At 41.0% G+C, this 13,571-nt stretch carries 17 protein-coding genes; 12 read left to right on the top strand and 5 right to left on the bottom strand.

Translation table 11 applies throughout. From position 1 onward, the window contains the following. Positions 1–143 precede the first annotated feature (143 nt). The 10 genes from MKY18_RS09735 (at position 144) to MKY18_RS09690 (ending at position 7,610) form a co-directional block, all read left to right on the top strand. A complete protein-coding gene (locus MKY18_RS09735; RefSeq protein WP_268508430.1) occupies positions 144–1,520 on the top strand; it encodes a sigma 54-interacting transcriptional regulator in 1,377 nt (458 codons plus the stop codon). A 117-nt stretch (positions 1,521–1,637) separates the two neighbouring features. Beyond that, complete coding sequence (gene ablA / locus MKY18_RS09730; protein ID WP_044141193.1) at positions 1,638–3,038, top strand: lysine 2,3-aminomutase; 1,401 nt, start codon at positions 1,638–1,640, stop codon at positions 3,036–3,038. Positions 3,039–3,040: 2 nt separating this feature from the next. Continuing rightward, complete coding sequence (locus MKY18_RS09725; protein WP_012010281.1) at positions 3,041–3,322, top strand: YokU family protein; 282 nt, start codon at positions 3,041–3,043, stop codon at positions 3,320–3,322. A 79-nt stretch (positions 3,323–3,401) separates the two neighbouring features. Further along, on the top strand, positions 3,402–3,626 hold the full coding sequence (locus MKY18_RS09720; RefSeq protein ID WP_044141194.1) for a YozE family protein: 225 nt from the start codon (positions 3,402–3,404) through the stop codon (positions 3,624–3,626). A 144-nt stretch (positions 3,627–3,770) separates the two neighbouring features. After that, entirely contained in the window at positions 3,771–4,451 is a 681-nt protein-coding gene (locus MKY18_RS09715) for a hypothetical protein (protein WP_012010279.1), read from the top strand. 250 nt (positions 4,452–4,701) lie between these two features. After that, the gene (locus MKY18_RS09710; protein WP_003216084.1) at positions 4,702–4,872 is read left to right on the top strand and encodes a YozD family protein; all 171 of its coding nucleotides are present in this window, start codon (positions 4,702–4,704) and stop codon (positions 4,870–4,872) included. 50 nt (positions 4,873–4,922) lie between these two features. Then, on the top strand, positions 4,923–5,531 hold the full coding sequence (locus MKY18_RS09705) for a phosphatase PAP2 family protein (protein WP_113768486.1): 609 nt from the start codon (positions 4,923–4,925) through the stop codon (positions 5,529–5,531). Between the two features lie 54 nt (positions 5,532–5,585). After that, positions 5,586–5,903 carry a YodL domain-containing protein gene (locus MKY18_RS09700; RefSeq protein WP_044141196.1) on the top strand — a complete coding sequence of 106 codons (318 nt, stop codon included), beginning with the start codon at positions 5,586–5,588 and terminating at the stop codon, positions 5,901–5,903. Positions 5,904–6,015: 112 nt separating this feature from the next. Beyond that, positions 6,016–6,711 (top strand): purine-nucleoside phosphorylase, encoded by a 696-nt coding sequence (deoD, locus tag MKY18_RS09695; RefSeq protein WP_012010274.1) that lies wholly within the window; start codon positions 6,016–6,018, stop codon positions 6,709–6,711. 68 nt (positions 6,712–6,779) lie between these two features. Then, positions 6,780–7,610, top strand: coding sequence for a M15 family metallopeptidase (locus MKY18_RS09690; protein ID WP_044141197.1), 831 nt, complete (start codon positions 6,780–6,782; stop codon positions 7,608–7,610). Between the two features lie 50 nt (positions 7,611–7,660). On the opposite strand, the gene MKY18_RS09685 is transcribed toward MKY18_RS09690, so the two are convergent. Both MKY18_RS09685 and MKY18_RS09680 read right to left on the bottom strand, forming a co-directional pair. Further along, positions 7,661–7,912: a hypothetical protein gene (locus tag MKY18_RS09685; RefSeq protein ID WP_003216113.1), complete on the bottom strand. Its 252-nt coding sequence runs from the start codon at positions 7,910–7,912 to the stop codon at positions 7,661–7,663. 92 nt (positions 7,913–8,004) lie between these two features. Next, a complete protein-coding gene (locus tag MKY18_RS09680) occupies positions 8,005–8,703 on the bottom strand; it encodes a class I SAM-dependent methyltransferase (RefSeq protein ID WP_044141198.1) in 699 nt (232 codons plus the stop codon). A 151-nt stretch (positions 8,704–8,854) separates the two neighbouring features. On the opposite strand from MKY18_RS09680, the gene MKY18_RS09675 reads away from it, so the two are divergent. After that, entirely contained in the window at positions 8,855–10,240 is a 1,386-nt protein-coding gene (locus tag MKY18_RS09675; protein ID WP_044141199.1) for a S41 family peptidase, read from the top strand. Between the two features lie 243 nt (positions 10,241–10,483). On the opposite strand, the gene MKY18_RS09670 is transcribed toward MKY18_RS09675, so the two are convergent. From MKY18_RS09670 to MKY18_RS09660, 3 genes are all read right to left on the bottom strand, one after another. After that, a complete protein-coding gene (locus tag MKY18_RS09670) occupies positions 10,484–11,977 on the bottom strand; it encodes a sodium:solute symporter (RefSeq protein WP_185108247.1) in 1,494 nt (497 codons plus the stop codon). After that, positions 11,977–12,180 carry a DUF3311 domain-containing protein gene (locus MKY18_RS09665; RefSeq protein WP_185108249.1) on the bottom strand — a complete coding sequence of 68 codons (204 nt, stop codon included), beginning with the start codon at positions 12,178–12,180 and terminating at the stop codon, positions 11,977–11,979. The genes MKY18_RS09670 and MKY18_RS09665 overlap by 1 nt, the downstream gene beginning before the upstream one ends. A 237-nt stretch (positions 12,181–12,417) precedes the next feature. After that, positions 12,418–13,035 (bottom strand): nitroreductase family protein, encoded by a 618-nt coding sequence (locus MKY18_RS09660; RefSeq protein ID WP_044141202.1) that lies wholly within the window; start codon positions 13,033–13,035, stop codon positions 12,418–12,420. Positions 13,036–13,174: 139 nt separating this feature from the next. On the opposite strand from MKY18_RS09660, the gene MKY18_RS09655 reads away from it, so the two are divergent. After that, positions 13,175–13,507 carry a winged helix-turn-helix transcriptional regulator gene (locus tag MKY18_RS09655; RefSeq protein ID WP_044141203.1) on the top strand — a complete coding sequence of 111 codons (333 nt, stop codon included), beginning with the start codon at positions 13,175–13,177 and terminating at the stop codon, positions 13,505–13,507. Positions 13,508–13,571 lie beyond the last annotated feature (64 nt).

Below are 13,571 nucleotides of genomic sequence, written 5' to 3'. Positions count from 1 at the left end.
GACGCTATTGACAAAAAAAGCAGGAAGTTACAAGGAAAAAGCGAAACATGAAAGGACAGGAGAACGTGTGATGAAGATGATCAAGCCGCTGAAAATCCGGCAATAGATGCCGGTTTTTCGGCACTGAAAGTGAGGGGGAAAGAATGGGGAAGGTTGTCGAAAGAGCGGACTGGTTTGAATTAATTTTAGAAGCCATTGATGAAGCCATCCATGTTGTAGATGATCAAGGAATGACGATCTTTTACAATCATAATGCCGCTAAGTTTGACTGTTTACAAAAAGAAGAGGTGATTGGCAAGTACATCCTTGATGTGTATCCCTCTTTAACAGAAAAAACAAGTACACTCATGCATGTTTTGAGAACAGGGAAGCCCATTTATCATTCGCTGCAAACCTATTTGAATAAAAACGGCGAAAGAATTGAGACCGTCAACACGACATTGCCTATTATTGAAGACAGCCAGTTAATAGGTGCGGTCGAAGTCGCAAAAGATGTATCGAAGCTGTCAGCCCTTTCAAATCGTTTAGATCAAAAAAAACGAATACACGATGCGGCTGGGGCTGAACAAATGCATGATTTTTCTTCATTTTTAACAAATGATCCACTCTTAAAAGAAATGCTTGAAAAGGCAAAAAAAGCTGCTGCTTATCCGTCATCAGTTGTTGTCTACGGGGAAACAGGGACAGGGAAAGAAGTGCTCGTTCAAGCCATCGTTCATGAATCTGACCGGAAAAACAAAGTGTTCATTCCGCAAAACTGTGCAGCACTCCCAGAATCGCTACTTGAGAGCCTATTATTCGGATCTGTCAAAGGGAGCTATACAGGCGCAATTGATCGCAAGGGGCTCTTTGAATTGGCTGATGGAGGCACGCTTTTTCTTGATGAGCTGCAAGCGATGCCACTCACGCTGCAGACGAAATTATTACGTGTGTTAGAAGATGGCGTGGTGCGCCGCATTGGGGATGCAAAAGCGATTCAAGTAGATGTAAGACTCATTACGGCACTCAATATGGACCCATTTGAAGCGGTGAAAAAGCAAATATTAAGAGAAGACTTATTTTATAGACTGCATGTGTCATCTTTTCATATCCCGCCGCTTCGTGAGAGAAAGCAAGACATCCCGCTGCTTTCCCGCCATTTCATTCAAACCTATCATCAGCAGTTTTCAAAAAACGTCAAACGCCTTTCTGAAGAAACAAAGCAATTGTTTATGGCTCACCACTGGCCAGGAAACGTTCGAGAATTAAAACATACCATTGAGCATGCCGTATTGATGATGCCAAAGGAAGCGGAAGACATCACACCTTCATACCTTCCTGCTCATTTACGTACGCAGAATCTTGAGGAAGAAACACTCGATGCCTCCTTAAAAAGTCAGGTTTCTTCATTTGAACAAACACTTATTCAAGAAGCTTTAAACAAGCATCATGGCAATATTAAAAAAACCGCCGCCGCTTTAAAAATCCCTCGACAAACACTGCAATATAAACTGAAGAAATATGCAGATGCCGAAATATAGGCATCACCATCCATTGAATACCACGGGTAAAGCTCCTTTTATAAAGAATAGGGGCATTTTCCCATGTTGGCACATAACTTGCATAGTATAAGGTGAATGCTGATAGGGGGAATGGATATGAATCAAAAACTATATGAACCGGCGCGTCATTGGAAGGACATTGAGCTTTGGAAAGATGTACCTGAGGAAAAATGGAACGACTGGATTTGGCAGCTGACGCATACCGTGAAAACGCTTGAAGATTTAGAGAAAATCGTAAACTTAACAGAAGAGGAAAGAGAAGGGGTGAAGATCTCCACCAAAACCATTCCACTCAACATTACACCCTACTATGCCTCATTGATGAATCCAGACGATCCAAGATGTCCAGTACGTATGCAATCTGTGCCAATTGCTGAGGAGCTTCATAAAACAAAATATGACTTGGAAGACCCGCTGCATGAAGATGAAGACTCACCTGTCCCGGGGTTAACACATCGGTACCCAGATCGTGTGCTCTTTCTTGTAACAAATCAGTGCTCCATGTACTGTCGCTATTGTACGAGAAGACGTTTTTCCGGCCAGATCGGTATGGGCGTGCCAAAAAAGCAGTTAGATGCTGCCATTGGATATATTAGAGAAACACCTGAGGTGCGGGATGTGTTAATTTCCGGCGGAGATGGGCTCTTAATCAATGATCAAGTGCTTGAATACATTTTGAAAAACTTACGAGACATTCCGCACGTTGAGATCATTCGGATAGGAACCCGCGCGCCGGTTGTCTTTCCGCAGCGCATTACAGATGAGCTGTGCGAGATTTTGAAAAAATATCATCCGGTTTGGCTGAATACCCATTTCAATACAAGCATTGAAATTACAAAAGAAGCAAAAGAAGCGTGCGAACGACTTGTAAATGCCGGCGTTCCTGTTGGTAATCAGGCCGTCATCCTCGCAGGTATTAACGACAGTGTGCCGATTATGAAGAAGCTGATGCACGATCTCGTGATGATACGGGTCAGACCTTATTATATTTATCAGTGTGATTTATCTGAGGGAATTGGCCATTTTAGAACACCAGTATCAAAAGGTCTTGAAATCATTGAAGGCTTAAGAGGGCATACGAGCGGCTATGCCGTGCCAAGCTTTGTTGTGGATGCACCAGGAGGCGGAGGAAAGATCGCCCTGCAGCCCAATTATTTATTATCGCAAAGCCCTGACAAAGTCGTCCTTCGTAACTTTGAAGGTGTCATCACCTCTTACCCTGAACCAGAGCATTACGTCGCAGGTCAGGCAGATGCGTATTTTAATGAAATTTATGAAGAGAAACAAGATCCCGCAATTGGTATTACCGCACTTTTTGAGGATGAAGCGAAATCGTTTACGCCAGAGAATTTAAGCCGGATGAAACGAAGAGAAGCATATGAGACAAATCCTGAGCATGACACACTCAAAAACAAACGTGAAAAACGAGATGAATTAAAAGAGAAAAAATATCAAGCGCAGCTCAAAAAAGATCAAACTGTAAAGGAGGAGAAATAACCTTGCTGACATGTGATTGGTGTGAGGAAAACAAAGCAAACGCAGAGCAGACAACCGTCTATTGGGAACTGATCACTGGCACACAATCCATTGAAATCATCGAAACACCGTCCATTTCCTGCACGCACTGCGGTATGACATATCAAAAGGATGAGACGGTCAAAGAGATAGAGGATCAATTAATTTTAGTGGATCAGACAAAACTTCCAGAAAAAATTTCATACGAAGAATTAATGAGCATGGAGCGGTTATTAAAGCGAAATTACTTTGACTTTTCATCATAAGTTGTACCTCCGCCTATACAAGTCATCAAATTGCTGTATAATATAACAACAAAATAGAGTGTCGCGGAGGGAAAAACAGGTGAAGTCGTTTTACCATTATTTAATGAAGTACAGACATCCAAAACCGAAAGATGAAATCAGCCATTTTGCAAATGCTGCTTATGAGGATCACAGCTTCCCGAAAGCGTCCACTGATTATCATGAGCTGTGTGCCTATTTAGAATTAAACGGCGATTATTTAAGCTCAATGACAACATTTGACGAAGCGTTTGAGCAATATGATGTAGAAGTCAAAAAAAAATAACACACAACCGCTTTTTCCAGATGGGAGAAGCGGTTTTTTGATGAGAAATAAAATGGCGTTTTGCATGGTGTGGTTGCCCATGCAGAATTCCTTGCGCCGGCATACGATACGTTAAGACCAAAAGTCGGGCAAGGGGGAGACAGAATGAAGGCGAAAGCACCAAAATATCAAGTAGGGGATATTGTCGTCGTTGTCATGTACGGCACAGTCGGAACGATTACAAAAGTCCATCAAATTGACCAGCACTATTTGTATGAGGTCAATCATAATGAGGTGCTTTATTTTGAAACATCACTTCAGCTTTACGATGAGTACGACGGGGTGATTGTGGATACAGAAAAGCTGGACATTGAATATGAGTTCCTCATTGGCGATGTTGTATATGTAAAAGATTACGGAAAAGAGCTATTTAAAATTATTGGCCATCGGACTGAAATATGGCGATACCTTGATGACGGCTGGGAAGATGTCATTTACGAACTCACAAGGCTAAAGGACGGAGAGTGGCTGGAAACAGAAGAGGAAGACTTAACGCTTGTCCTGAGGAAATATGAGATGGACCAGTTCGTGCATCAGCTTCTTTTTGTGCATTACGTCGGTGAAACCTCAAAAGAAATGGAAGAAGATATGGTGCAAACGGCTCTATTACAATTAGAAGAGAAACAAGAAAGCGAAGCATCACTAGAATTTCTCGCTGTATCTATAGTGGATGAGCTTCTTGATATTTATAATGACTATAAAATTCTCTACGAATTTTTCGAAGATCCAGAATACAAGGACATGATGGATTTTATATTGGAAAGTTTACACGAGCATTTTGGTTAAAGAAAGACTTGTCCTAACACGAATAAAAAATAAGGCACACAGAAAAAAACAATCACATAAAACCATCCCCTCAAGATACGGCCCATCACCTGATCAAACGTTTCTCCATCTAATATGCTGAACCATTTCATTGCCTCAAACCCCTTTTCTTTTTGTTTATTGCATTTATATGTATGGAATGAGCCATTATGACAAACTGTAATAAAAAACAGGCGTCGTTCATACATCATAAAAAAGGAGGCGGAATGTCATGAAAGAAGCAGATTTGGTGATCGATACAGAGGAAATTGCGGAATTCTTCTACATGGAGCTGGTCAAAAGAGGGTACATACCTGCTGAGCTGGAAACGTTTGAGCTGGCTGACATTACGTTTGAATATATGCTGAAAAAAACAATGATAGTTGAAGAAGAGGCGTGGTAGGCACTATACTTTGAAGAGATTCTGAAGAGAGAGGGAGGAGAATCTTTCGCGTGTACATCCTATTTCTTTTGATTTTATTTGGCGCCATAGCTGCGCTCATGGTATCTGGAGCTGGTCAAGCATTGGACAACCAGATCATCTTATGGTTTGAGAGCATCAGACTCCCTTTTTTAAATGATGTCATGCTGACTTTGACGGACTTTGGCATTAGTGCGCTTCTCGTGCCCATCATGCTCATTTTTAGTGTCGTCCTATTCATGTATAAGCGCTATTACTCTATCATGATGCTTTTTCTATTATATCTCACAGAAAAAACCATCAATCATGAACTAAAGGGGCTGTTTGCTAGAGAACGCCCGGCCTTTGATCATCTTGTCAATGAAACGTATTACAGCTTTCCGAGCGGACATTCGATGAATGCAGCCACAATCTATCCATTTATAGCTTATCTATTCGTTGAACTGATTCCATGGCTGAAAGAAAGACAAAAAATCGTCTACTTGATCACAGGGATCTGTGTTCTTATGATTGGGATCAGCAGAATGTATATCGGCGTTCATTTTTTGACAGATGTTGCAGGCGGTTTTGCGATAGGACTTGCTTTATTTCTCATTTGTAAAAAGATTGACGAAAAATTGTCTGTCATTCGACAAAAATAGAAGAAGGAAATTGACAGATCCCAGCCAATTTTATATAAAAGGGGAGGGATTTGAATGCAATTGACGTTGAGATTTTTTCAAAAGAAACCTTCAGCATTTCACTTAACCATTTATCAGACACCTGAATATGGCGCTGCAAGCGGGCATCAGCCTGTGTACCGGACAAAGATTGGCGGCAGAACACACCTGGATGTTCTGGAAAAAGCATTCTCGACATTTAATGTACATGATACAGTCCCTAGTGATTACAATGCACGGTTTATGACAACAGGCGATATTGTTGTGATTGATGATAAGAAAAAAGGAAAGTGCTATTATCAGCTTTTTCCGGCAGGATGGAAACGCAGTGAGCGACTGTTGACGATGAGTTAAATAGAGAATTTCGATGCCAGCTTGAGCTTCAGCTGGTATTTTCTTTTTTGGGCTCAATCGTTTATACTAAATAGGACAAATCACATAGTAAACGTAAGTGGAGGCTAAAAAAATGAGTGTACATATTGGAGCAGAAAAAGGACAAATTGCAGAAACGGTATTGCTGCCAGGCGATCCGCTTCGTGCGAAATATATTGCAGATACATATTTAGAAGATGTCGAATGCTATAACGAAGTGCGCGGAATGTATGGTTATACTGGGACCTACAAAGGAAAGCGCGTTTCTGTACAAGGGACCGGAATGGGCGTACCTTCTATTTCGATTTATGTGAATGAACTCATTCAAAGCTATGATGTTCAAAACTTAATCCGCGTCGGATCTTGCGGGGCTATCAAAAGGGATGTCAACGTACGTGATGTCATTTTAGCTCAGACATCTTCAACAGATTCACAAATGAATCGTGTGGCGTTTGGACCGATTGATTACGCACCTTGCGCTGATTTTGGACTGCTTAAGAAAGCATACGACACAGCAGAAGCAAAAAATGTCGCTGTACGTGTCGGTAATGTATTTACAGCAGACCAATTTTACAATGAAAAACCACTTGAGCTCATGGCTCAATACGGAATTCTAGCAATTGAAATGGAAACAACCGCTCTATATTCGCTTGCAGCAAAATTTGATCGAAAAGCGTTATCCATTCTGACAGTGAGTGATCATGTTCTCACAGGAGAAGAAACAACGGCTGAAGAGCGTCAAACGACATTTGACGAAATGATCTTAATTGCGCTAGACTCCGTTTTATAATAGTATAAAGGGTGTGCTACGATGTAGCGCATCTTTATTTTTTTAGAAGAGCAAAAGGAAGGTATGTCATGAAGAAAAGCTATAAAATACTCTCAATCGCATCGATTCTTGGTTTGACAGCCGCACTATCGGGCTGCCAGTTGCTGGATCAAAAAAGCGGTACATCTGAATCGAACAAAACAAACGAACAAAAGAGCGCAGCAAATTCATCTACCCAGCAAAACTCAAACAATACAGCAGATTCATCGGATCAAGAGCTGACATTAAAGAGTGAATATTTCAATGACATCAAAGTGGTAAGCGGGCTGAAAACCATTCAAAATCCTGCAAACGTGCTAGCACTTGTCAACAAAGAATACGCATTACCAGGAACCTATAAACCTTCTGACCTCGTTGTACCAAAAGTAGAATTCTCTTTTTCAGAGGATATTGAAAAACGATATATTCGTAAAGAAGCAGCGGAAGCACTTGAGACATTATTCAAAGATGCGAAAAAGAAAAACTTCGAGCTGGCTGCCGTATCTGGCTATCGCTCCTATGACCGTCAAAAGGTCATTTTTGATAGTGAAGTCAAGTTAAAAGGCAAAGACAAAGCGCAAGAAGCAGTAGCTTTACCAGGCGAAAGTGAGCACCAAACAGGCCTTGCGATGGACATTTCCTCAAAAAGTGCCGGTTTTGACATCTCTGAAAAGTTTGGTGAAACACCTGATGGCAAATGGGTGGCTAAAAACGCCTATAAATATGGTTTTATCATTCGTTATCCAAAAGGAAAAGAAGACATTACAAAATATGAATATGAACCGTGGCATCTGCGCTATGTTGGAAAAGAAGCAGCAAAAGCGATGCATGATCACGATTTAACATTTGAAGAGTACATGAACAAAGTGAAGAAAATTTAATCAAAGTAAAAGGCCTCCCAGCTATTCGGGGGGCCTTCTTTATTCTTCTTTTAAAAAAAGAACAATCCTGCTAATGCGAAACCTGTAATGAAACCAAGCCCGATGCCATAAGCGGCACCCCAGCCGTAATACCCTCCGTAATAACCAAAGCCAAAGCCGCCGCGAGAACCGCCGACTGGACGAATATACACTTTGCGGTTTGTCACCCGCTCAATGCGTCCGACATGTACTCTGCCATTACGATCTGTGATTCTAGCGACTTTCCCCATATGCTGCTGACAAAGCTTTTGATAGCGCTCCATATTTTTCCTCCTTATGACAAACTCTATTCACTCTTATCCTATGCGAGAGACCTCATAGAGTTTGGACAAAACATATAGGAGATTCGCTCATTTTATACGGTACATTCAAATAGAATGTGGCTTAGCTGCTTTCGGTGCGCTTGAATCAGATCGTAGTGTGTTTGCATCGTTTCGTAAAGAGAAGGCGGGATATATTCAGATAATTCCATTTCCGTCGGCTCCTCTTGTACCATGTGTTCATCAAATGAGAGAATGCGAACGTCATGAAATCCTGCTGCTTTTAGCTGCTCCTTCCATTCTTCAAGTGAAAAGAGTGCGTGAAACCCATAAAAATCTCGAACGGCGGCAAGCTCCTTCTGTGTAAGGGGAGCTTTTAATACCGCTTCATTTGCAATCATTTGACTTCCAGGGGAAAGCACGCGTTTGATCTCAGCAAGTGCAACAGGAAGGTTGGTGAAGCTCAAAACAGATTCACTGATCAGAAGAGTGAACGCTTCATCTGGAAATGGCAGCTGTTCAATCGATGCTTGCAATGCGCGGATCGGCAGTTCTTCTCGCTCAAATCGCAAATTGGCCTTTTCAATCATCAAAGGGTGTGTATCAATCGCCTCTACCTGATAACCGATATTGCCTAAATATGCCGCCGTTTGTCCTGTCCCGCATCCCGCATCCAGTATGCGCGCATCAGGCATCAATTTTATATGCTCAAGCATCGTTTTTGTTAACTCAATTCCACCAGGATGGGCACTAGATACGCCAAAATAGGCAAGCATTTCTACATAATCACTCATAAAATCCCTTCTTTCCTTATCAAGTTCCTCTTTAAAGATTATGCAATGTAAGGTCAAATGGCTTATCTTTTCAAAGAGAACTTCGATCCTTTGGTTGACGGATGATGCATCGTCCTTGATAATAATGAAAGGAGATAAAGGTGGTGTTTTTTTGAAAAAACAATTTAAGATCGTCATCGCTATTTTGGTGACAGCGGCACTGTCCTCAGCGATTACATTTGTGATCACAAAACAAGGGACTGTCAATGTCTCAGGAGATGAGAAGTTTAGTAAACTCATGGCTGCGTATACGAAAGTAAAAGATGAGTATTACGAAAAAACGGATGATCAAAAACTAGTAGATGGTGCGATTCAAGGAATGATCGCATCACTTGATGATCCATACTCTACATATATGGATCAGGAGGAAGCCGAAGGATTTAACAACACCATTTCTTCATCATTTGAAGGAATTGGTGCACAAGTAGAAGAGAAGGATGGACAAATTTTAATTGTCGCACCGATTAAAGGCTCTCCTGCTGAAAAAGCCGGGTTGAAACCTCATGATCGTATTTTAAAGGTGGATGGAAAAAGCACAAAAGGCATGTCGGTCAATCAAGCAGTCTCTCTCATCAGAGGGAAAAAAGGAACGGATGTCAAGCTGCACCTTAACCGTCAAGGAGTGGGAAATGTTGATGTGACCATCACAAGAGACACCATTCCAGTTGAAACAGTGTATGCAAAACTCACAAAAGACAAAATAGGGGAAATCCAAATTACGTCCTTTGCTGAAACAACGTCAAAAGAGTTAGATAAAGCCATTGATGACCTCGAGAAAAAAGGGGCAAAAGGGTTTGTCATTGACCTGAGAGATAATCCTGGCGGCATTATGACAGAAGCGATTGAAATGAGTAATGACTTTATCGATAAAGGGAAAGTCATCATGCAAGTTGAAGAAAAAGGGAAGAAAGAAGAGTACAAGGCTGAAAAAGAACGTAAAGTTCATCAGCCGGCAGTTGTCCTTGTAAATGGAGGCTCAGCCAGCGCTGCAGAAATCATGGCGGCGGCTCTGCACCAATCTTCAGGTATCAAAATTATTGGTGAAAAGACATTTGGTAAAGGAACTGTTCAAAATGCACAAAGCTATAATGATGGTTCTAGCGTCAAATTAACCATTGCCAAGTGGCTGACACCGGATGGTTCGTGGATTCACAAAAAAGGAATTGAACCACAGGTTAAAGCATCGCTCCCAAGTTATGCAAAGCTGCCATACTTAAGCCCGAAAAAAACGTATCAGTTGAATGACAATGGAGATGAAGTCAAAGCGGCTCAAAAAATGTTTCAAGCGCTTGACTACAAAGCAAAAGCAAATGGTGAGTACGATCAAGCCTTCCAGACGATCGTCAAAAGCTTCCAAACAGACAACGATCTGAAAGCAGACGGAATTCTGACGGGAGATACAACGACAGTACTGATGACAAAGATCCAAAATAAGCTAAAGAACAATGATACTCAAATGAAAAAAGCCATTGAAGTCTTGAAAAAAGAAATGAAATAAAGAAAGAGCAGTCCTCTTAGGGGGACTGCTCTTAGATTGTTGACAAAGTGCTAAAATGATGTTTATTTTAGCACTTTGTCTTCTTTTCACCGTGATAGAAAACCTTTGTAGTCTAGGAAGGGCAGCTACTTTTGCGGAGCGAATTGAACATTCGTGAGCACCAGCGCGCAGACCTGACAACGAATGCGAGGGTTTGTCTACATGCTGAGAGCAGTCCTCCTAGGGGGACTGCTCTTTCTATGTTTACGCGTTGTTTCCAATCGCTTCTGTTTTGTCTTGATCTTTTTCAAATAGATCATTCATGACAGAATTGGATGTGACCTTCTTTTGGAAGAATGGATTTAAGATTAGGATGACCACAACGTTTGCTAGTAAACCAAGAAAACCTTCATAAAGACCGAACGTGACTTGTGAGATATTGGCTGTAAAGGTGACAATGATGCCAACAACTAGCCCCGCAATCGTTGCTTCTCTCGATTGTTTTTTCCAGAACAAGCTGATCGCAATGGCTGGGAAGATTTGAACCATCCCTGAAACACCAATGAGCTGAAGCGTCACAAGTGCTGTTGGGAAGAGCATTCCGAATAGAAGAGCCAGTCCGATCACGATAAACACCATTGAACGAGTGATGATGGTCAATCTTTTAGGTGATACATTCGGATGAATTAAGTCACGATATAAATTATTGGCAAATAAATTCGATGCACCAATGGCCATGATCGAGCATGGAATAAGGGAAGCCAGTGCAATCGTTGAATAAGCAAGACCCTGCATCACGCCGCCATATGATGTTTGAATTAAATGAAGAAGTGCAAATCTTGGATTCGTATCTTCTGGTAAGACCAAAAAGGCAATAAATCCAAGGAAGATGACCAAAATCAATACGATGTTATAAAGAGGCAAAAACATGCTGTTTTTACGGATAGCATCTGCACTTTTTGCTGTAAATACGCCTGTTGCCGCATGTGCCCACATAAACAAAGCAAGGGCAGAAACACCTGAAGCGGTAATGAACCATAAAATGCCTTTAGGACCCCCGTCAGGAATTGTCAGAAGCTGTGGCGCTTCCTTAGCTAACGTATTCATCATCGGAGTCCAGCCGTTAAAATGAATGATTGGCAGTGAAACCACCATAAACAGCATGATGACCCAAACGAGAATATCCTTAATAATGGCTGTATATGTAGGGCCTTTAATCCCGCTGAAAAATGTATAAAGTGCGACTAAAATAAATGAAATAATAACAACTGCATTCACATTAATATAACTAGTTCCAGCGACAGTTAACGTATCTTGAATCCCGCTCAGTTGAAGACAAATATAAGGAATGAGCATAAGTACTCCAATAATTGCAATTAGACTGGATAACAGCTTGCTGTCAAAGCGCTCACGTGCATAATCAGCGAGCGTTGTGAGATTGTGATTTTTCGCCACCGTCCATAGCTTTGGTAAGAAGAAATAAGCAATAAAATACGCTAGAACTGAATAGGGGATAGCGAAAAAAGCGACACTTCCAGCTGTATAGGCTGTACTAGTGAGCCCTAAAAAGGTATAAGCTGTATATAAATCTGCACCAACGAGGAACCAGACGAGCAGCCCGCCAAATTTTCTCCCGCCGACAGACCATTCCTCTACTGACTGTCTGGATGATTTATCATGGCCAGCGGCAAATCCAATGACCACGACGATGAAAATGATACTTGCTGTAATCAATAAAGCTGTCAAATTTCCTTGCATTAGTCAGTTCCTCCATTCGAATGTTGCATCCGGTAAATGATGAATGTACAGACTGGTGTGAGAACAATCCATAGTAAGAGCCAGAAGTGGAAATAAGGCAGGCCTATTACAAATGGATGGATACGATTCGCAAAGGGCAGCAGTGCGAGCTGTCCGATGAATGGAATCGCTATAAGTAGTGCGAGCATCAATTTTTTATTCATGATTTCCTCCTGAATTTTTTGTAATTTCATAATAATAGCAGTTGTCAGATTAGATCACAAGACCATTTTCAGAAAAAACAATCATTTTGAAGAATATCATACTAATATAACGCTTTCATTCTTAAAAAGGAGAAAAAGTGGAGGTGAAAAAGGGGTAAAGCGAAAAGAAAATATGCAGAAATAATATTTAAACCAAATAAAAAAAGCCCCAGTATGAAAGCTGAGGCCTTGCTATTTCTAAAGAAAATCAGATACTTCTTCGATGTCGAAACGATTGCTTTTATGAGCTTCTTTCGCTGCTTTACCAACTGAAATCAGCATGACTGGCTCATAACGTCCGCTTACATTGAATTCTTTGATATAGGCGTCTTTACTGAAACCACCCATTGGACATGTATCATAGCCCATTGCTTTTGCAGCAATCATTAATTGCATAGCAGCTAATGAAGCATTTGAATACGCAGCTTCACGTGCATACTGCTCGCTTTGGTATGCGCCATTGATTTGAGTCATCAATGTTTCTTTGATGTCCTCAGTAATGAACCCTTGTTCTGCCAGCTCACTGTAGATTTTTTCTCCATTTTGATTCGCTTCAAGATCACCTAGTACAGCAATAACAGCTGATGCTTGTGAGATTTGCTTTTGGTTATAAGCGATTGGAAGTAACTTCGCTTTGGATTCAGCACTGTGGAAAACAGTAAAATGCCAATGTTGAAGGTTCCACGCAGATGGTGCTTTTGTTGTGATATCAAGTAGCTCTGTTAGCTCTTCTTTTGTCATTTCATGAGTTGTATCATACTCTTTTACTGAAGCTCTTTGTTTTAAAATGTCAAACGTTTTTTGATCAGTCGCCATATGGATATTTCCTCCCGTTTTTGCATATAGTATGGTACAATAACTAAAAAAGTGAGAAACTTACTTATTGTAACTAGTGATATTTTAAATTGTATACCGTTAGTTTGTCAAACAATCATGAAAAGAAAGGCTGAAATTTATGGAATTTCAATTATGTCCACACATTCAGCAAGCTTTTTTACTGCTAGGCAAAAGGTGGAATGGTCTCATTATTCATGTATTGCTTGATGGTCCAAAGCGATTCAAAGACATGACGGACATTATCCCATCTATCAGTCAAAAAATGCTCGCAGAGCGTTTAAAGGAACTTGAGCAAGAAGGGATTATAAAGCGAACTGTATTGCCTGAAACGCCTGTGAAAGTCATTTATTGTTTAACTGAAAAAGGAAATGCGCTAAATGATGTGTTTCATGAGGTATCTAGGTGGGCAGGGGAATATACAGAATCTCATGAAAAAAAGGAACAAGCCTAGTTTCAGGTTTGCCCAAACGTTTTGACTCCTGATGAATATGCTGATCTTAGGCACATGACAAAGG

The sequence above is a fragment of the Bacillus sp. FSL R7-0672 genome (assembly GCF_038601465.1).
Lineage (GTDB): Bacteria > Bacillota > Bacilli > Bacillales > Bacillaceae > Bacillus > Bacillus pumilus.
This window is presented reverse-complemented; position numbering and strand designations above follow the sequence as displayed.

Excerpts from the sequence above, each read along its gene's own strand:
- MKY18_RS09735 (WP_268508430.1), top strand. The coding sequence starts at position 144 with ATGGGGAAGGTTGTCGAAAGAGCGGACTGGTTTGAATTAATTTTAGAA.
- ablA (WP_044141193.1), top strand. The coding sequence starts at position 1,638 with ATGAATCAAAAACTATATGAACCGGCGCGTCATTGGAAGGACATTGAG.
- MKY18_RS09715 (WP_012010279.1), top strand. The coding sequence starts at position 3,771 with ATGAAGGCGAAAGCACCAAAATATCAAGTAGGGGATATTGTCGTCGTT.
- MKY18_RS09710 (WP_003216084.1), top strand. The coding sequence starts at position 4,702 with ATGAAAGAAGCAGATTTGGTGATCGATACAGAGGAAATTGCGGAATTC.
- MKY18_RS09700 (WP_044141196.1), top strand. The coding sequence starts at position 5,586 with ATGCAATTGACGTTGAGATTTTTTCAAAAGAAACCTTCAGCATTTCAC.
- deoD (WP_012010274.1), top strand. The coding sequence starts at position 6,016 with ATGAGTGTACATATTGGAGCAGAAAAAGGACAAATTGCAGAAACGGTA.
- MKY18_RS09690 (WP_044141197.1), top strand. The coding sequence starts at position 6,780 with ATGAAGAAAAGCTATAAAATACTCTCAATCGCATCGATTCTTGGTTTG.
- MKY18_RS09685 (WP_003216113.1), bottom strand. The coding sequence starts at position 7,912 with ATGGAGCGCTATCAAAAGCTTTGTCAGCAGCATATGGGGAAAGTCGCT.
- MKY18_RS09680 (WP_044141198.1), bottom strand. The coding sequence starts at position 8,703 with ATGAGTGATTATGTAGAAATGCTTGCCTATTTTGGCGTATCTAGTGCC.
- MKY18_RS09670 (WP_185108247.1), bottom strand. The coding sequence starts at position 11,977 with ATGCAAGGAAATTTGACAGCTTTATTGATTACAGCAAGTATCATTTTC.
- MKY18_RS09665 (WP_185108249.1), bottom strand. The coding sequence starts at position 12,180 with ATGAATAAAAAATTGATGCTCGCACTACTTATAGCGATTCCATTCATC.
- MKY18_RS09660 (WP_044141202.1), bottom strand. The coding sequence starts at position 13,035 with ATGGCGACTGATCAAAAAACGTTTGACATTTTAAAACAAAGAGCTTCA.
- MKY18_RS09655 (WP_044141203.1), top strand. The coding sequence starts at position 13,175 with ATGGAATTTCAATTATGTCCACACATTCAGCAAGCTTTTTTACTGCTA.